Source organism: Thalassovita mangrovi, from assembly GCF_009857745.1.
Taxonomy (GTDB): domain Bacteria; phylum Pseudomonadota; class Alphaproteobacteria; order Rhodobacterales; family Rhodobacteraceae; genus Thalassobius; species Thalassobius mangrovi.
This window is the reverse complement of record NZ_WWEN01000003.1, coordinates 558,888-578,087: the sequence shown is the minus strand read 5'-3', so window position 1 is coordinate 578,087 and position 19,200 is coordinate 558,888. Positions and strand designations below refer to the sequence as shown.

Genomic DNA, 19,200 nt, shown 5'->3' with positions numbered 1-19,200 from the left:
GGATAAATAGTACTTTCCGACTAAGGTATCCCCTGAGTTGCAAATACTCTGATCACGTTGACTGAAACCGGTTTGCTGGGCATAAATAGCCTTACCGATTGGTTCAAATTCGTTGAAATTTATCGCCAGTCTTCACTCGAATTAAGAGGGTGAAACAGCCTCCGGGAACGGGGGCGGCTACGGATTGGCCTCCGGAAGATTTGCTGCCGGGCAGCTGCTGCCTAACTGCCCGCGGTCCAGAAATACAAATTGGTCATGTCGCTCGTTGCCGTACTGCCCGGCAACGGGGTGGGAATATTCATTCTGCCGAAAACGGCAAGACCGCATCCGATGCTCTGACGACCCTGGGGAGGGTGCGAGATGAACATACATGTCAATGCAGCCATGGACGCTGCCCGGATCGATATGTCGACGTTGATTCCGGCGAATACGGCACCCACACGCGTGTCGGTCAAAGCACCCACACGCGTGTCGGTCAAAACCGCGCCGGTCAGCCTGTATCGCTCGATCGGCAAACGTGCCCTGGACCTCGTCCTGGTGTTCCTGATGGCCCCGAGCGTCCTGTTGGTGGTCGCCGTACTGGCCGCATGCGTCGCGCTGGATGGCAAATCGCCCTTCTACGCCCAGAACCGCGTCGGCCGCGACGGCCGGGTGTTCCGCATGTGGAAACTGCGCAGCATGATCCACAACGCCGAAGAGGCGCTGGAACAGCACCTGCAGCAAAATCCCGAAGCGCGGCGCGAATGGGACCGCGACCAGAAGCTCAGCAACGATCCCCGGATCACCCGTTTCGGCCGCTTCATCCGCCGCACCTCGCTGGACGAACTGCCGCAACTGTGGAACGTGGCGAAGGGGGAAATGTCGCTGGTCGGTCCGCGCCCGATGATGTGCGAACAGCGCGCGATGTATCCCGGAAGCGAATATTACGACATGCGCCCGGGGATCACCGGCTACTGGCAGACCTCGGTCCGCAACGAAAGCAGCTTCAGCGAACGCGCCGGCTTCGACACTGCCTATCACCGCGACCAGTCTCTGACGACCGATATCAAGCTGATCCTGGCGACCGTATCGGTGGTGCTGGCCGCAACCGGCCGGTAACCGCCGCTATACCCCGCGCTGAGCGACCGCCGCCTCGATCAGGGCCGCGGTCGTTTTTGCCCAGGCTTCCCAGTTCAGCCGCTTTTCGTATTCGCGCCGGGTCGACGCCCTGAGCGCGTCATAGCGTTCCGGCGCCGCGATAAGGTCCTGCACGATATCGGCAAAATCCTGCGGCCTGGCATCGGGCGGCAGGGCGAACCCGTTCACCCCGTCGCATACCGGCACCCCGCCCACATCGGTGCAAAGCGACGGCAGGCCGAAGGCCGAGGCTTCGCAGAAGGCGAAGCCGTAGGATTCGAAGGACGGCATCATCATGAAATGCGCCTGCCGGTACTGATCCTGGAACAGGGCCAGTTCCTCGGGGATCGATTTGTCCAGCGACGGGAAAACGGTCAGCGCCTCGCCCAGGCCGGTTTCGGGCGGGGTGCAGCCCACAACGGTCAGCCGGGCATCGATGCCGGCGTCGCGCAGCAGCTGCACCGCCTCGACGGTGACCGGGCCGCCCTTGGCGAACCAATCGCGCCCCACCAGCAGGATCCGCACCGGCTGGCCCGCCCCGATCCGCGGCGCGGTCCCGCCCGTCCCGGGGTCGGGAATATTCGCGCCCCAGGGCACCACCTGCCCATGCGAGGGATCGAGCCCGAACCAGCTTTCGGTTTCCGCCTTCAGCCACTTCGACGGCCACAGCAGCAGGTCGGTGTTGCGCAACACCTCGGATTCCGCCCGCCGGATCAGCGGGTCGAACCGGCGCGACAGGCTGAAGAAACTGTCGAACACCTGCCCCACCTCGGAATGCTTATAAACCGTCGGCGTCGCGTCCGAGGTGAACACGGTGATGATCGGATAGGGCGGTTTCAGCCCGTGCAGGGAATGCAGGCTGTAGGCGCAGAACAAAACGTCGAAGCGTTGCCGCTTCAGTTCCTTCGCCACCGCCCGCGAAATCACCCGGGAAAACAGCAGATGCAGCCGCCACTTGGCCCGCAGGATGATCGGTTCGGGCATCGACAGCACCAGCCGGCGCAGCGGTTCGGCCAATCCCCAGCTCAGCGGCATGATATGGATATCGTCGAACTGGCCACTCAGCGCGTCGAAAATCCGCGCGTTCCCACCCGAATACAGGTTCCGGTCACGCGGATCGGCATCGCAGAGATATGCGATCCTCAGGGGGCGTATCGTGGCGGGGCTGTCCAAAATCACCTGGCTTTTCTACGACGTTCCGTCATTCGAGTGTAGATATCATCCTGACGGCAAAGCAGCGGAAAATGCGAAATTTTTCCGAAAAACCGCTGCGACGCCATCATTCTGCCCTAACGTGACTATAAACGGATCACGTAATAGATATGAAAGAAACTGGGTCAGAATGTGACATCGGGCCCGAGGGAACGAACAGGCGCTGAATGCCAAACACGTTTGCATTGCTGGTTCTGGCGCTGTGGCCGCTGGTATCGGTCGGGCTGTTCCGCAGCCTGCCCGCCTGGCGCGCGCTGTTGGCCAGCCTGATCGTCGCCTACCTGTTCCTGCCGCCGCCGCCCGCCGGTTTGGATATACCGCTGATGCCGCCGATGACTAAGGAAACCCTGCCCAGCCTGTCGGTTCTGCTGATCTGCCTGGTGATGTATCAGGGCAAGCTGCGTCTGCTGCCTGAAAGCAAACTGGCCGCCGGGGCGCTTGTAGTCTTCGTCCTGGCGCCGATTCCGACCGGGCTCGCCAATCTCGACCCGGTTTCCTACGGCCAGGTCGGGCTGCCGGGGATGGGGATCAAGGACATCGTGTCGCTGCTGCTGCAGCAAATCCTGCTGGCCACGCCGATGCTGCTGGCCCGCGCCCTGCTGGCCAACGAACAGGACATGAAGGAGCTGCTCTATGCCCTGGTCATCGCCGGGCTGGTCTATTCCCTGCCGATGCTGCTGGAGGTCCGGCTGAGCCCGCAGCTGAACCTCTGGATCTATGGCTATTTCCAGCACAATTTCGACCAGATGGTGCGCTATGGCGGCTTCCGGCCCATCGTGTTCCTGTATCACGGGCTATGGGTGGCGTTTTTCGCGCTGGTCACGCTGACCTCGACCGCGATCCTGTTCCGGTCGGAACGGGGCGGCCGGAAGGGATTGCTGCTGATCACCATGATCTACATGGCGCTGGTGCTGGTGCTGTGCAAATCGGTCGGGTCGATCCTTTACGCGATGTTCCTGCTGCCGCTGCTTTTGTTCGTACCGAACGGGCTGCAGATCAGGATCGCCGTGGTGCTGGCCCTGCTGGCAATCGCTTACCCGACTCTGAAAACCGTCGATCTGGTGCCCGAACAGGCCATCCTGCACCAGGCCGAAAAGATCGACCCCGAACGCGCCGGGTCGCTGGGGTTCCGTCTCGAAAACGAAAACATCCTGCTGGACCGCGCGCTGGAACGGCCCGTCTTCGGCTGGGGCAGCTGGGGCCGCAACCACATCCTGGACCCGGTGACCGGCCGGATCGAAACCGTGACCGACGGTCTATGGGTCATCACCTTCGGCGTTTACGGCTGGGTCGGGTTCCTGGCGCAGTTCCTGTTGCTGACCTCGCCGATCTTCCTGGTCTGGGCAAGGCACCGCGGCGACAAGGGCGCGCTGATCCCGCCTTATGTGGGCGGCATGTGCCTGGTGCTGGGCATCAACGTGCTGGACCTGCTGCCCAACGCGACGCTGACGCCGATCACCTGGCTGCTGGCCGGGGCGCTGCTGGGCTATGCCGAAAAGGGCGTGGTGCAGCGTGAGGCGCCGAAGGCCGCCAAGATGAAACTGCAAAGCGTGATGTAGCGATGACGCCCGCCCCGCCCCCCACCGACCGCGAAACCGACCGCCCCCTGCGCGTTCTGATCATCGCCGAAGCCGCCAATCCCGAATGGGTCAGCGTGCCGTTGGTGGGCTGGTCGCTGGCCCGCGCCATCGGCCGTCGGGTGGAGGTCCATATCGTCACCCAGATCCGCAACCACGAGTCCTTCCTGAACGCGGGGCTGGTCGAGGGCCGCGATTTCACCGCCGTGGATTCCGAAGCCATCGCCCGGCCCCTGTGGTCGCTGGGCAAGCTGTTGCGGATGGGCGAAGGCAAGGGATGGACCGCGCTGCAGCTGATCAACGCGCTGTCCTATCCTTATTTCGAGCACCTGATCTGGAAACGCTTCGGCGCCGATTTGCGCGCGGGGTCCTATGACATCGTGCACCGCGTCACCCCGCTCAGCCCGACGATTTCCAGCCCGATCGCCCGCAAATGCGCCAAGGCAGGGGTGCCCTTCGTAGTGGGCCCGCTGAATGGCGGCGTGCCCTGGCCGAAGGGTTTTGACGCGGAACGTCGGCGCGAACGCGAATGGCTGTCCTATCTGCGCGCGGGTTACAAGCTGCTGCCGGGGCGGCAGGCGATGCTGCGCCATGCCGCCGCGATCATCACCGGGTCGCGCCATACCCGCTCGGAAATCCCGTCCCGGTTTCAGGGCAAGGTGGTCTATATCCCCGAAAACGCCATCGACCCGGCCCGGTTCAACACCCGCGCCGCGCCTGCGGACGGCGTATTGCGCGCCTGCTTCATTGGCCGTTTGGTGCCCTACAAGGGGCCCGACATGCTGCTGAAGGCGGCGCTGCCTTTGCTGCAGGCGGGCAAGCTGCAGCTGGACCTGATCGGCGACGGGCCCCTGATGCCCGAGCTGAAATTCTTCGCCGAAAGCCACGGGATCACCGATGCCGTCACCTTCCACGGCTGGCTGGATCACACCCAGGTGCAGGACGTGGCGACCCGGTCGCAACTGCTGGCCTTCCCCTCGGTGCGCGAATTCGGCGGCGGCGTGGTGTTGGAGGCGATGGCGCTTGGCCTGGTGCCGCTGATCGTCGATTACGCCGGCCCCGGGGAACTGGTGACCGGCGATACCGGCTTCAAGATCCCGATCGGCAGCCGCGATGACATTGTGCAGGGGTTCCGCGCCAAGCTGACCGAACTGGCCGATGACCCCGCGCCGCTGGCCGCAATGGGCGAAAATGCCCGCCGCAAGGTCGAAGAATATTTCACATGGGATAGAAAAGCCGCTCAGGTCTTGGCAGTCTATGACTGGGTCCTTGGCAAACGCGCCGACAAACCGGACCCTTTCGACAATGACGCCAGCACGGGACCCGACACCGGATGAAACTTATCCCCCTGTTCAGCCTGCTTTTCCTGCTGATCGCCGCGCCGCTGCGGGCGCAGCAGGCGGACCTGAGGGCGTTCTTCTTCGGCAATTCCCTGATTCAGCATCTCAGCGACAGCCCCGAAACCTCGGTCCCGCATTGGCTGCATGAAATCGCACAGGCGCGCGGCCGGGGCTTCGCCGCCGACGGCACATGGGGGTTCTTGCAGCAATTCAGCGCCAACCTGCCCCCGGAACCGAACTGGTCGTTCAAATCGCTGCCCCATGCGTGGAATTCGGAACGCCAGAGTTTTGCCGAGGCCGGGATCGGCGCAGTGGTGATCAACACCGCGAATTTCATCCAATACCAGCGCCCCACCAAACGGTTCGATGGCGACAATCCCCGCCGCGAAACCCCGGTCAGCGCGACCCTGAACGTGTTCGACTGGGCCGCAGCACAAGCCCCCGAGGCGCGGTTCTTCATCTACGAAGGCTGGACGGAAATGGCCGGCAAGGTGTCTTTCCCGCCCGATGAAAAGGGACTGCGGACCTATCTTCGGGCCAACAAGGGTGATTACCACGACTGGTACGAAGACTACGCCCGCGAAGTGCAGAAGGCCCGCCCCGACCTGGACCTGACGCTGATCCCGGTCGCCTCGACCCTGGCCGATCTGCTGAACGACACCGCGCTGTCGGGGCTGAGCGCACAGGATCTGTTCACCGACGACGCGCCGCATGGGACGCCGACGCTCTATTTCCTCGCCGCGCTGATCACCTATGGCCCGCTGTTTCAGGACAGCCTGCCGGGCGCGATGCCGCTGCCCGATACGATCCACCCGCTGGTGCGGCAGAATTACCGGGACATCGCGGCGTTCTTGTCCGACGGGAAATCCGCCGCGGTGCGCCCCGCCCATGTGCCGCCGCCGCCCGTTCCGGCCCTCACAGCGCCCGCGCTGGCGATGGGGCTCAACGGGATTGCCGACTGGTCGACCCAATATCCCTTCATCGACGTGATGAAGACCGCCCGCCCCTGGATCGGCCATCTGCCCGACCAATGGGGCGGTTGGGATGCCGACCGGTTGCAGGCCGAAGGATACCTGGATGAAAACGGCTGGCCGCTGCGGATGCCCGAAGGCGTCAACCGGCTGGAAAGCTTCATCCTGTCCGACCTGCCGGAACAGGCGGACAGTTTTCGCGGCCGTTACCGGCTGACCTACAACGGCAAGGCCAGGTTCGAACTGCTGGGCCGGGCCAAGGACGTGGAATATAAGCCCGGCGAGGTCTGGTTTTCCTTCACCCCGGGCGAAGGGATCGTTGCGATTTCACTGACCGATATCGACCCGGACGACCCGATCCGCGATATCCAGGTCATCCATGAAAACCACATCCCGTTTCACGAGTTGGGCGAGGTGTTCAACCCGAACTGGATCGCCCTGATCCGCGACCTGCGCGCGGTCCGGTTCATGGACTGGATGGGGACCAACGGCTCGCCCATCGCCACGTGGGACGACCGTCCGGTTATGTCCGACTATTCCTTCATGCGCCGCGGCGTGCCGCTGGAAATGATGCTGCGGCTTGCCAATGAAATCGGCGCCGATCCGTGGTTCAACATGCCGCATATGGCCGATGACGGCTTTGTCCGCCGCTTCGCCGAAACGGTCAAGGCGGGGCTGAAACCGGGGCTGAAGGCCTATGTCGAATATTCCAACGAGCTGTGGAATTTCGGTTTCGCGCAAACACGCTGGGCGCAGGAACGGGCGGGTGAACGCTGGCCGGGGACCAAGGCTCAGGATGCCTGGATGCAATTCGCCGGGATGCGCGCGGCGCAGGTGGCCAATATCTGGACGGAGGTTTACGGCGACGCGGCCAAGGACCGGCTGGTGCGGGTGATCGCCACCCATACCGGATGGCCGGGGCTGGAGGAGGCGTTGCTGCAAGCGCCGCTTTGGCTGGAGGAAGGCAAGGGCGACACCCCGCCCGCGGATCATTTCGATGCCTATGCGGTGACCGGGTATTTCGGGTTCGAGATGGGTGGCGACGATTTCGCGCCGCGCATCAAGGACTGGCTGAAGCGTGGCGAGGGTGAAGCGATCGAACAGGTCGCCAAGGCGCTGAGGGGCGGATCGGTGCGGGAACTGACCAAAGAGCTGTTTCCCTATCACGCCAAGGTCGCCCGCGAACACGGGCTCGACCTGGTGATGTACGAGGGCGGCACCCATGTGGTGGGGCACGGCCAATGGATCAATGACGAAGACCTGACCGGCTTCTACACCCGCTTCAACTACACCCCGGAAATGGCGGCGATTTACGGCGAGGTGATGACGGCCTGGACGGAAGCCGGCGGCACCCTGTTCAACGCGTTCGTCGATGTCGCCAACGCGTCGCAATGGGGCAGCTGGGGCGCGCGGCGCTACCTTGGCGATCGCAATCCCCGCTGGGACGCCTTGATGCGCTACAACCGCGAACGGAAAGCCGATTGGGATCCGCGCCCGGTCACCGAGTTCCAGAACGGGCTGGTGCTTGGCGGGCTGCCCGGTGACGACTTGCTGGAGGGCACGCCGCTGCGTGACGTCCTGGTTGGGCGGGCGGGCGACGATTGGCTGGCCGGTCGGGGCGGGTCAGATGCGCTGCATGGCGGCGACGGCACCGACACGGCCATCCTGCCCGGCGCCCCCGGCGATTACCGGCTGAGCTGGGACGGGCCGTTCCTGATGGCGGATGGGCCCGAAGGCGAAGTGCGGATGCTGTCGGTGGAACGGCTGGAATTCGACAGCGATCCGGGGCAGCTCTACGCGGTGACGCCGAAGGGGTAAGGCCCCGCCTTACAAATCCCGCGACGCTTCGCGGATCAGCGTTTCCGCCCCCCGTCCCGCGCCAAAGCGATCGACCACGGTCTGCCGCCCTGCCGCCGACAACCGGCGGCAGGTTTCGGGATCTTCCGCCAGCGCCTTGATCGCACCGACCAGCGCCTCGGGCGATTTCGGCGGCACCAGGACGCCGTCCTGCCCGTCGCTGATCAATTCATGCACCCCGCCCGCATCGGTGCCGATCGTCGGCACCCCGCAGCTCATCGCCTCCATATAGGCCACGCCCAGCGGTTCGTGCCAGCTCGCCAGCACGAAGATATGCGCCGCCAGCAGCTTGTCCCGAACGACCTCTTCCGGCACCGCGCCGAGCAGCGTCACGTGACCGGACAATCCCAGTTCCGCGATCTTTTCGTCCAGAACCGTGTGGAAACCGCCGCCGCCCGCATCGTCCTCCCCTGCGATTTCCAACTGCACGTCGATCCCCTGATCCAGCATCATCCGTACCGCCTGCAACACGTCCTGATGTCCCTTCACCATGTGCAGCCGCGCGCAGGTGAACAGGCGCAGGGTCTCACCTTGGCGCGGCGGCTCGTAAGGCGCATCGCGGCGCAAGCGGTCGGTATCGACGCCCATCGGTTGGATCACCACCCTGTCGGGCAGGGCATCGCCCAGCTTGGGACGGATGTCGGCCAGCAACGCCTCGGTGATCACGGCGGCGAATTTCGCCCCGCGCCATTTGAAGCGCTGGCCCGGCCCGTAATCTTCCAGAGCGCCATGCAGGCTGATGCTGTAGCTGATCCCGTAAAGCCGGTGCGCCAGGGCCGCGATCAACGCCGCGCGGCCGCAGGAATGGGCGTGGACATGGGGAATGCCCCGCGCCCTGCACTGCTGCGCCAGACGGCGCGCGGCGGGCAGGGAAATCAACACGTCGCGCCAGAAATCGCGGCCCAGCCCGTCACGCAAGAGTTCCGCCAAGGGCAGCCGCAGCAGGGTCGCCAGAAGCGACGGGACGGAGGTGCTGGCCAGGTATTCGGTGCGTTCCATCGCCGCCTGCGACCAGGCATGCGAAATCAGACCGGGCGGCGGCGGGCGGGTGGAAAACAGACAGACCTCCACCCCGGCCTCTTCGATCTTCAGGATTTCGCGCCAGAAAAAGATATGGGTTTGCCCCGGAAATTGCGGCACAAGATATCCAAGCTTGGAAATAGGCGGCACGTCCGATCCCTTTCTGCGTTAAACCTTCATGAACGATTACTTAAAACAAAGAAATCCACGACAGGGTCAAAGTTAAACCACAAAGTGTTGTTGAACATCGGCGACGCTGGCAATCGACGGGGCGCTGTTGCAATATTGAATCAACTTCCGCCGCGCCTCGGGGCACCCGCGGCCATTTGAAAGATTGTTTAGGTAAACCGATGATTTCAATAATCATCCCAGCCAATAACGAAGGCGCGCTGATCGGCGCCTGCCTGTCCGGCCTGCTGGCTTCGGACATGCAGCCGGGCGGGATGGAAATCATTGTCGTCGCGAATGGCTGCGACGACGACACCGCCGACCGCGCCCGCGATTTCGCGGATAAGGCGCAGGAAAAGGGCTGGGGCTTCGAGGTGATCGAACTGACCGAGGGCGGCAAGCTCGGCGCGCTCAACGCGGGCGATCTGGTCGCCACCGGGACCAGCCGCGCCTATCTCGACGCCGATGTCACGGTCAGCCCCGGGCTGATGCGCCAGATCGCCGGGGCGCTTGAAACCGACGCGCCGCGCTATGCCAGCGGCGAGGTCCATATCCCGGTGCCGGAAAGCGGGGCCAGCCGCGCCTATCGCGCCTTTTACCTGACCGTGCCCTTCATGACCGACGGCGTGCCGGGCTGCGGGCTGTTCGCGATGAACGCGGCGGGGCGCGCCCGCTGGGAGGCCTTCCCCGACATCATATCCGACGATACCTTCGCCCGCCTGTCCTTCACGCCCGAAGAACGGGTCTTGGTGCCCGCGCCCTATGACTGGCCGCTGGTCGAAGGGTTAGGTAACCTTGTCAAAGTGCGGCGGCGGCAGAATATCGGCGTTGCCGAAATCGCCGCGAAATACCCCGATCTTCTGCGCAATGACGACAAGCGGCGCTATGAACTGGCCCGGCTGATCGCGAATATCCTGCGCCACCCGCTGGGCTTTGCCGTCTACGCGCTGGTTGCGCTGATGGTGAAAATCGGCCCAAACAATTCCGCCTGGAGCCGTGGAAGATGACAGCGCCCCGTTCGAAGGTTCCCCGCACATGATCAACACGTTTCGCCGCTTCAGCCTCGGCAGCAGCCTGACCGAACGCGCGCTGCGCAGTTCGGCGATCACCACGATGGGGTTTGTCACCTATCAATTCCTGCGGCTGCTTTCAAACCTGATCCTGACCCGCATCCTGTTCCCCGAAGCCTTCGGCCTGATGGCTTTGGTATCGGTGGTGATGATGGGGCTGGCGATGTTTTCCGATGTCGGCGTCAGCCCGTCGATCATGCAATCCGAGCGCGGCGACGACGAAGATTTCCTAAACACCGCCTGGACGATCCAGATCATCCGCGGCGCCGGGCTTTGGATCGCTACCTGCTTCCTGGCCTATCCGATGTCGCTGTTCTACCAGGAACCGCAGCTGCTGCACCTGCTGCCGGTGGCCGGGCTGACGCTGCTGATCAACGGCTTCAACCCGACCAAGCTGGAAACCGCGAACCGGCACCTGCGGGCGGGCCGGGTCACGGTGATCGAAATCGCCGTGCAGGTGGTCGGACTGATCGTCGCCGTCACCGCCGCCTGGATCACCGGGTCGGTCTGGGCGCTGGTGATCAGCGGCATCGCCAGCGCCATCGCGCAGGTGGTGTTCCTTGGCGCCTTCCTGCCCGGCGCGCCGAACCGGCTGCGGTGGGAAAAACGCGCGGCGGACGAACTGATCCATTTCGGCAAATGGATTTTCCTGTCCACCATCTGCGGCTTCTTCATCGGCCAGAGCGACAAGCTGGTGATCGGCAAATACCTGTCGCTGGACGAATTCGGCGTCTACAATATCGGCTTCTTCCTGGCCTCCTTCCCGCTGCTGCTGGGCGGGGTGGTGACGCGCAAGGTGCTGATCCCGATCTACCGCGAAAACCCGCCGCGGGAATCCGCCGAAAACTTCCTGCGGCTGCGCAAGATGCGAATCTACGCCACCGCCTTCCTGATGACGATGGTGATCGCCCTGGCGCTGCTGGGCGTGTGGCTGGTCGATCTGCTTTATGACCCGCGCTATCAGAGCGCCGGCGCCGTGGTGGTGGTGCTGGCCTGCATGCAGATGCCGCAGATCATCGTGCTGACCTACGATCAGGCGGCGCTGGCGGCGGGGGATTCGAAACGGTTCTTCGTGCTGGCGGCGGCGCGCGGGGTGCTGATCTTCGCCGGGCTGCTGATCGGGCTGGAACTGGCCGGGATGCTGGGGGCGCTGCTGGGATTGGGGGCGGCCTATGTCTGCGCCTACCCGGTCGTGGTGTGGCTGTCGCGCCATCAGGGCGCGTGGGACCCGCTGCACGACACGATCTTCGCACTGACCGCCCTGGTGGCGGCGGGGTTCATCCTGTGGCTGCATTGGGGGGAGGTACAGCAACTTCTGCCCTGAATTGTTGCCAAATGAATCCCTGATTCACGGTGATTGAGGCCAAAAAGCCGGTCGCGCGCCTCAAAACTACCCAAATCTGCCCGTATCGTTAGTATAAGTGTTTATAAGAAACGAGTTTGTTTGAATGTCGGAAACAATGGACCCTGCTCCGCCCCACGCGGCGGACATCGCCATTATTGGCATGGCAGCGCATCTTCCGGGTGCGCAATCGGTGCAGGACTATTGGGTCAACCTGCGCGACGGCATCGAATCCATCCGTCCCCTGTCGAAGGAAGACTTACTCGCTGCAGGCGAAGCGCCCCACCTGATCGAGCGGGACGACTACGTCCCCGCCGCCGCGATTCTGGACGGGTTCAAGGAATTCGACGCCGAATTCTTCGGCTTTTCCCCGAAAGAGGCGGCGATCCTCGACCCGCAGCACCGGCAATTCCTCGAAGTGTCGTGGGAAGCCTTGGAAAACGCCGGTCACATGCCGGAAAATTTCACCGGTCCCATCGGCGTGTTCGGCGGCTGCGGCATGGGCAGCTATTTCTATTTCAACATCTGTTCGAACCGCGATCTGGTCGACAGCACCGGCATGTTCCTGTTGCGCCATACCGGCAATGACAAGGATTTCATGGTCACGCGCCTCAGCCACGTGCTGGACCTGAAAGGCCCGTCGGTCAACGTACAGACCGCCTGCTCCACCTCTCTGGTGGCGACCCATTACGCCTGCCAATCGCTGCTCAATGGCGAATGCGACATGGCCTTGGCGGGCGGCGTGACGATCGAGCTGCCGCATGCGCGCGGGTATCTTTACAAGGAGGGCGAAATCCTGTCGCCCGACGGCCATTGCCACGCCTTCGATCACCGCGCGCAGGGGACCGTTTTCGGGTCCGGCGCGGGCGTCGTGGTACTGCGGCGGCTGGAGGATGCGATTGCCGACGGCGATCACATCTGGGCCGTGATCAAGGGATCGGCGGTCAACAATGACGGCGCGGCCAAGGCCGGATACCTGGCGCCCTCGGTCGACGGGCAGGCGGCGGCGATTGCCGATGCGCAGGCGCTGTCGGATGTCACCGCCGACACCATCGATTACATCGAATGCCACGGCACCGGCACCTATCTGGGCGACCCGATCGAGGTTGCCGCGCTGACCCAGGCGTTTCAGGAAACCACCGACGAGACCGGGTTCTGCCGCATCGGATCTGTGAAGACCAATATCGGCCATCTCGACACCGCCGCCGGTGTGGCCAGCCTGATCAAGGCGAGCTTGGCGCTGCATAACCGGCAGATGCCGCCGAGCCTGGGATTCGAAAAACCCAACCCGGCGATTGATTTCGACCATTCGCCGTTTATCGTGAACGACCGTCTGACCGACTGGGTGTCGCATAAGGGTCCGCGCCGGGCCGGGGTCAATTCGCTGGGCGTCGGCGGCACCAACGCGCATGTTGTGCTCGAAGAAGCCCCCGAACGGGCGGCCTCGGAGGAAAGCGACTGGCCGTTCCAGATCCTGACCATATCGGGCCGCACCAAATCCGCGTTGGAGGCCAATGCCGCCAACCTCGCCACCCATCTGCGCGCGCATCCCGAACAGCCGCTTGCGGATGTCGCCTGGACCCTGAAGGAAGGCCGCCGCGCCTTTGAACGCCGCCGCGTGGTCGTGGCCGAAACGCACGAAGAAGCCGCCGAATTGCTGGAGGCGAACGATCCCCGCCGGGTTTTCACCCACCAGGTGGTGGGCGACCGGCCCGATGTCGTGTTCATGTTCCCCGGCGGCGGCGCGCAATATGCCGGGATGGCGCATGACCTCTATGAAACCGAACCGGTCTTCGCCGAATGGATGGATCGCGGGCTGGAGGTTCTGCAGGGCAAGATCGATTACGACATCCGCGCGCTGTGGCTGCCCGAACCGGGAACCGAGGATGCGGCGGATGAAAAGCTGAAAACGCCCTCGGTCCAGCTGCCGCTGATCATGATCGTGGAATACGCGCTGGCGCAGCTGTGGATCAGCTGGGGCGTGAAGCCCTCGGCGCTGACCGGCCATTCGATGGGCGAGAACACCGCCGCCTGTCTGGCCGGCGTAATGAGCTTCGAGGATTGCATCGGACTGGTGCATCTGCGCGGGCAGTTGTTCGACACGGTGCCCGCAGGCGGGATGCTGAGCGTGTCGCTGCCCGCAGAGGAGCTGAAGCCGCTGCTGGGCGATGACCTCGATCTGGCGGGCGTCAACGCGCCGGGGCTTTCAGTTGCCTCCGGCCCGCAGGCGGCGCTGGACCGGCTGGAAGCCGAGCTGAAATCGCGCGACGTGGATTGCCAGCGCATCCTAATCGACGTCGCGGCGCATAGCCGGATGCTCGACCCGATCCTCGACCGCTTCCGCGCCTACCTGCAATCGATCCAACTCAACGCCCCGCAAATCCCCTTCACCTCGAACCGGACCGGCGCTTTCATCACCGCCGATCAGGCCACCGATCCCGATTACTGGGTCGGCCACCTGCGCAACACGGTGATGTTCGCCGACTGCATCGGCACGCTGGCCGCAACCGGCGACAAGGTGTTCATCGAGGTCGGACCAGGCAAGGCGCTGTCATCGCTCACCGGGCAGCACCCCGACGTGACCCCGAACCAGGTGATCGGCACCCTGCGCCATCCGCAGGACGATATCGCCGACGACACCTATTTCGCCGCGATGCTGGGCCGCACATGGGCCGTGGGTGTCGATTTCGACTGGCACCAGATCTGGGGCGCGGCGAAGCGCAACCGCGTGGTGCTGCCCTCCTACGCGTTCCAGCGGCAGGAATATTTCATCGAACCGGCCGTGGCGGGCGACGCCCCCGCCGACACCTGGCTGATGCGGCGCGACGACATGGAAAGCTGGGCCTATCGCCCGGTGTGGAAGCCCCGCTATGCCGATTGCGCAGTGGATGTGGCGGGCGATCTGTCCGAGGCCGCCAAGGAAACCTGGCTGATCTTCGAAGACGATACCGGCGCGGGGGCGGAAATTTCCAAACGCCTGCGTATGGCGGGGCACACCGTGACCTCGGTCCGGCCCGGCGATGCCTTTGCGCGCACCGATACCGGCTATGTCCTGCCGCCCGAACAGGGGCGCATCGGTTACGACCAGTTGCTGCAGGACCTGTCGGCGCGGGGCGAATTGCCCACGCGCATCCTACATCTGTGGCTGCTGACCGGGGATGAAAGCTTCCGCCCCGGGTCCAGCTTCTTCCACCGCAATCAGGAACACGGGTTCTATTCGCTGCTGTTCCTGGCGCAGGCGATCAGCGAACAGAACGCGCCCACGCCGCTGCATATCACGGTGGCGACCTCGGACGCGGCGCAGGTACGAGATGAGGCGTTGCGCTACCCCGACAAGGCCACGGTGATGGGCCCGGCCCGGGTGATCCCGCGCGAATTTCCGGGCATCACCTGTGCGGTGCTGGACATGGCGCAGGGCGGCGGCAAACGCCAAGGCGGAAAGATCGCCGATCAGCTGCTTGAAGAAGCGCTGTCCACCCCCGCCAACACCGTCGCCGCGATCCGGGGCGACAAGCGGTTCGAACTGGATTTCGACGAAACCCCGCTCAACGCGGCCGAGGACCTGCCGATCCGGCAGGGCGGCACCTACATGATCACCGGCGGGTTCGGCGGCATCGGCACGACGCTGGCCGAGGCGCTGATCACCCGCGCGGACGCCAATATCGTGCTGCTGGCGCGCACCCCGCTGCCCGATAGGGTCGAATGGGACGCGATCGTGAACAACACCGCGCCGACCGATCCGCTGGTGCGCCGCATCCGGGCGGTGCAGAGCCTGGAACAGGCCGGGGGGCAGGTTCTGGTCCTGCCCGCAGACGTGAGCAATGTCGAAGACATGCGCGGCGCGGTGCAGACGGCCAAGGACCTGTTCGGCGACATCAACGGCGTCATCCATGCCGCTGGCGTCATCGCCGACGCGCCGATCCTGGGCAAATCCCTGTCCGATATCGAGGACGTGTTCACCCCGAAAATCCACGGCACCCAGGTGCTGGACGGGCTGTTCCCCGACGGATCGCTGGATTTCATGGTGCTGTTTTCCTCCTCCTCCACCGCAACGGCGCCCGCCGGACAGGTCGATTACGTCGCCGCCAACGAATACCTCAACGCCTTCGCCAAATCGCGCGCGGGCGGGCGGACGCGGGTTCTGGCGATCGACTGGGGTATCTGGGCCGATACCGGCATGGCCGCCGATGCGATGGCCGCGCGCACCGGCACGGCGCAGCAGGCGGAACCGAAACCGGCGGGCCAACCCCTGCTGGACCTGAAAAGCTTCGACAGCGATGGCGCCCGGATCTTCACCAGCACGCTCGACGCCCGCGAGTGCTGGGTGCTGAACGAACACCGCACCAAACAGGGCGATATCCTGCTGCCCGGCACCGGCTATCTGGAGCTGATCAACGAGGCGCTGAAGGCACAGGGCGAAACGGGGCCGTACGAGCTCCGCGATCTGTTCTTCCTGTCGCCGATGCAGGTCGCCGCGCAGGGCGCGCGGCAGATGCGCCTGCGCCTGCCGCGCAGCGATCAGGGCTACGAGGTGGAAATCCAGAGCGCCGATGCCGGCTCCGACCGGTTCGAGGTCAACGCGCAAGGGTCGGTGGCGCTGCTGCCGCTGGGCCAGCCGCGAAAGCTCGACCCCGTGGCGATTGCCGCGCGCTGCGGCAAGCCGCAGGTGGCGCTGGCGGGCGAAACGCTGAGCGCACCGCAGGAAAAGCACCTGAAATTCGGGCCGCGCTGGCGGGTGCTGCATTCGGTGTCGCTTGGCAATAACGAAGGCATCGCCCGACTGTCCCTGCCAACGCAATTCCGCGGCGACCTCGACAATTACGCGCTTCATCCCGGGCTGCTGGACATCGCCACCGGCTGGGCGATGGAACTGATCGACGGTTACCAGGCGGCGCAGCTTTGGGTGCCGGTGTCCTATCACCGGCTGCGCGCCTTTGCCCCGCTGCAGGGCGAGGTGATCAGCTGGGTCCGCAATGCCGGGGACAACACCGATGCCGGGCCGATGGCGAGCTTCGACATCACCATCGCCGCGCCGGACGGGACCGTGCTGCTGGACATCGAAGGTTTTTCCATCCGCAAGCTGGACGCTAACGCCGGTTTCGCCCGGACCGAAGCGCAGGCGCCCGCCCCCGAACACCGCCCGCTGTCACCGGCCGAGGAACGGCTGCAGCACAACCTGTCTCAGGGCATCCGCCGCACCGAGGGGGCGGAGGCGTTTTTCCGTGCGCTTTCCAGCGGGCAATCGCAGATCGTGGTGTCATCGCTCGACCTGCACGGGCTGATCGATCAGGCCGGGGAAACCCAGGCAGAAAACACCGAACAGAAATTCCAGCGCCCCGAACTGGATCAGGATTACGCCGCGCCGGAAACGGAAGTGGAAAAGCGCCTGGCCGGGTTCTTCGAGGAACTGCTGGGCGTCGATCAGGTCGGCATCGACGACAGTTTCTTCGACCTTGGCGGTCATTCACTGATCGCGGTGCGGCTGTTTGCCCGGATCAAGAAAGCCTTCGGCACCGATTTCCCGATCTCGGTCCTGTTCGAAGCCCCCACCGTGCGCAAGATCGCAGCACTGATCCCCGATCAGGGCGCTGTGACCGAGGATGCGGTTAAACCCGCCGCCCCCGAGCGCCGCTTCACCCACGTGGTGCCGATGCATCAGGGCGAAGGCGGGTCGAAAACGCCGTTCTTCCTGGTCGCGGGGATGTTCGGCAACGTTCTGAACCTGCGCCATCTGGCGCATCTGCTGGGCACCGACAGGCCGTTCTATGGCCTGCAGGCGCGCGGGCTTTACGGCGATGCCGACCCGCATGGCAGCATCGAAGAAGCCGCGCAGGATTACATCGCCGAAATGCGCCAGGTGCAGCCGCACGGGCCCTATATGATCGGCGGGTTCTCCGGCGGCGGTATCACCGCCTATGAAATCGCCCAGCAGCTGACGGCGGCGGGCGAAGAGGTGGCGATGCTGATCATGCTCGACACGCCCTTGCCGGTGCGCCGGCCACTGTCGAAACGCGACCGGGCAGCGATCCAGTGGCTGGAGCTGAAGGAACGCGGCCCGGCTTATCCGCTGCAATGGGCGGCAAACCGCATCCGCTGGGAATTCGCCAAGCGGCGCAAGGGCGCTGAAACCGGCGACGGCCCGGCGCAGTTCCATAACGCAGAAATCGAGGCCGCCTTCCTGCAGGCCGTGGCCAGCTATCGGGTCGAACCGTGGAACGGGCCGCTGCATCTTTACCGCCCGCAGTTGCAGGGCAAATGGCAGGTGGCCCCGGACCGGATGGTCAATTCCGAACGCGCCTATGTTCTGGCCGATAACGACTGGACTCAATGGGCCGCGCATCTGCAGGTGTTCGAAGTGCCGGGCGATCACGATTCGATGGTGCTGGAACCCAATGTGCGGGTTTTGGCCGCGCGTATCCGGGCCGGGATCGACGCGGTGGAACGCGAACGGGATCAGGCCATTGCCCCCGACAAGGCGGCGGAGTGACCCGATGACCGACCCGCGCCTTCTGACCGTGATCCTGAATTACCGCACGCCGGACATGACCGTGAAATCGGTCGATGCGGCGCTGCGCGCGATGCAGGGGATCGGTGGTGAAATCCTGGTGGTGGACAACGATTCCGGCGACGGGTCGTTCGAGCGGCTGATCGACCATGCGCAGGCGCATGGCTGGACCACGGGCAACCGGGTGCGGGTGCTGCAATCGGGCCGCAACGGCGGCTTTGGCGCGGGCAACAATTTCGGCATTCAGGCTGGGCTGAGCGACGGCAGCAAACCCGATTACGTATACGTGCTAAATTCCGATGCCTTCCCCGCTGCGGATGCGATCCGGCAGCTTCTCAATTACTTGCAAACCCATCCCGAAGCGGGTTTCGCAGGCAGCTATATCCACGGGCCCACGGGCGATCCGCATCTGACCACCTTCCGCTTCCCCTCGATCGCCAGCGAATTCGAAGGCGCGATCCGCTTCGGCCCGGTCTCCAGGTTGCTGTCGCACAAGCGGGTACCGGTCGACATTCCCGACCACACCCGCCCGGTCGACTGGCTGGCCGGGGCCAGCCTGATGATGCGGCGCGAGGTGCTGGATGAAATCGGGCTCTTTGACGAGGCGTTTTTCCTCTATTTCGAGGAAACCGATCTGTGCCTGCGCGCGCATCGCGCCGGGTATCAGACGGTGTTCGTGCGCGAAAGCGACGTGGCCCATATCGGATCGGTCAGCACCGGCATGAAGGAATGGCGCCGGGTGCCGGATTACTGGTTCGATTCCCGGTCCTATTATTTCGCCAAGAACCACGGTGCTGCCTATGCCGCGCTGGCCACGCTGGCGCATGTCACCGGCGGCGTCCTGCACCGGGCGCGCCAATATGCGCGCGGCCGCAAACCGGCCGACCCGCCGCATTTCCTGCGAACCTTGCTGCGCCACGACCTGGCCGCGATGTTCAAACCCCGCCGCCGCGCGGCCGTCCCCCGCCTGACCGAAGACTTGCCTCGGCCGGACGGGTCCCTGATCGTATCGGAGTGATCCC

10 protein-coding genes are annotated in these 19,200 nt (G+C 64.4%); 8 read left to right on the top strand and 2 right to left on the bottom strand.

Going from position 1 to position 19,200, the window contains the following annotated elements:
* The first annotated feature begins 468 nt into the window (after window positions 1–468).
* Window positions 469–1,098 (top strand): sugar transferase, encoded by a 630-nt coding sequence (locus tag GR167_RS09270; protein ID WP_370741275.1) that lies wholly within the window; start codon window positions 469–471, stop codon window positions 1,096–1,098.
* Window positions 1,099–1,104: 6 nt separating this feature from the next.
* Here the strand turns inward: GR167_RS09270 and GR167_RS09265 are convergent, their stop codons facing one another.
* Window positions 1,105–2,295 (bottom strand): glycosyltransferase family 4 protein, encoded by a 1,191-nt coding sequence (locus tag GR167_RS09265; protein ID WP_370741274.1) that lies wholly within the window; start codon window positions 2,293–2,295, stop codon window positions 1,105–1,107.
* Window positions 2,296–2,495: 200 nt separating this feature from the next.
* Between GR167_RS09265 and GR167_RS09260 the strand changes: the two genes are divergently transcribed.
* The 3 genes from GR167_RS09260 to GR167_RS09250 are packed head-to-tail and all read left to right on the top strand — an operon-like array spanning window position 2,496 to window position 8,034.
* Window positions 2,496–3,887 (top strand): O-antigen ligase family protein, encoded by a 1,392-nt coding sequence (locus tag GR167_RS09260; protein WP_160973183.1) that lies wholly within the window; start codon window positions 2,496–2,498, stop codon window positions 3,885–3,887.
* Window positions 3,888–3,889: 2 nt separating this feature from the next.
* On the top strand, window positions 3,890–5,242 hold the full coding sequence (locus GR167_RS09255; protein ID WP_160973182.1) for a glycosyltransferase family 4 protein: 1,353 nt from the start codon (window positions 3,890–3,892) through the stop codon (window positions 5,240–5,242).
* On the top strand, window positions 5,239–8,034 hold the full coding sequence (locus GR167_RS09250) for a calcium-binding protein (RefSeq protein ID WP_160973181.1): 2,796 nt from the start codon (window positions 5,239–5,241) through the stop codon (window positions 8,032–8,034). The genes GR167_RS09255 and GR167_RS09250 overlap by 4 nt, the downstream gene beginning before the upstream one ends.
* Before the next feature lie 9 nt (window positions 8,035–8,043).
* Here the strand turns inward: GR167_RS09250 and epsE are convergent, their stop codons facing one another.
* Window positions 8,044–9,243 (bottom strand): exopolysaccharide biosynthesis GT4 family glycosyltransferase EpsE, encoded by a 1,200-nt coding sequence (gene epsE / locus GR167_RS09245; RefSeq protein WP_160973180.1) that lies wholly within the window; start codon window positions 9,241–9,243, stop codon window positions 8,044–8,046.
* 200 nt (window positions 9,244–9,443) lie between these two features.
* Here epsE and GR167_RS09240 point away from each other — a divergent pair, with 200 nt between their 5' ends.
* The 4 genes from GR167_RS09240 to GR167_RS09225 all read left to right on the top strand — a co-directional run bounded on the left by GR167_RS09240 (window position 9,444) and on the right by GR167_RS09225 (window position 19,196).
* On the top strand, window positions 9,444–10,268 hold the full coding sequence (locus tag GR167_RS09240; RefSeq protein WP_160973179.1) for a glycosyltransferase family 2 protein: 825 nt from the start codon (window positions 9,444–9,446) through the stop codon (window positions 10,266–10,268).
* 28 nt (window positions 10,269–10,296) lie between these two features.
* Complete coding sequence (locus GR167_RS09235; protein ID WP_160973178.1) at window positions 10,297–11,655, top strand: oligosaccharide flippase family protein; 1,359 nt, start codon at window positions 10,297–10,299, stop codon at window positions 11,653–11,655.
* Between the two features lie 124 nt (window positions 11,656–11,779).
* Window positions 11,780–18,160: a type I polyketide synthase gene (locus tag GR167_RS09230; RefSeq protein WP_160973177.1), complete on the top strand. Its 6,381-nt coding sequence runs from the start codon at window positions 11,780–11,782 to the stop codon at window positions 18,158–18,160.
* 4 nt (window positions 18,161–18,164) lie between these two features.
* Entirely contained in the window at window positions 18,165–19,196 is a 1,032-nt protein-coding gene (locus GR167_RS09225) for a glycosyltransferase (protein WP_160973176.1), read from the top strand.
* The last annotated feature ends 4 nt before the right edge of the window (window positions 19,197–19,200 follow it).

What these genes read in the sequence shown, in the direction of transcription:
- GR167_RS09260 (WP_160973183.1), top strand. Translation starts at nt 2,496, where the DNA reads ATGCCAAACACGTTTGCATTGCTGGTTCTGGCGCTGTGGCCGCTGGTA.
- GR167_RS09255 (WP_160973182.1), top strand. Translation starts at nt 3,890, where the DNA reads ATGACGCCCGCCCCGCCCCCCACCGACCGCGAAACCGACCGCCCCCTG.
- GR167_RS09250 (WP_160973181.1), top strand. Translation starts at nt 5,239, where the DNA reads ATGAAACTTATCCCCCTGTTCAGCCTGCTTTTCCTGCTGATCGCCGCG.
- GR167_RS09240 (WP_160973179.1), top strand. Translation starts at nt 9,444, where the DNA reads ATGATTTCAATAATCATCCCAGCCAATAACGAAGGCGCGCTGATCGGC.
- GR167_RS09235 (WP_160973178.1), top strand. Translation starts at nt 10,297, where the DNA reads ATGATCAACACGTTTCGCCGCTTCAGCCTCGGCAGCAGCCTGACCGAA.
- GR167_RS09230 (WP_160973177.1), top strand. Translation starts at nt 11,780, where the DNA reads ATGTCGGAAACAATGGACCCTGCTCCGCCCCACGCGGCGGACATCGCC.
- GR167_RS09225 (WP_160973176.1), top strand. Translation starts at nt 18,165, where the DNA reads ATGACCGACCCGCGCCTTCTGACCGTGATCCTGAATTACCGCACGCCG.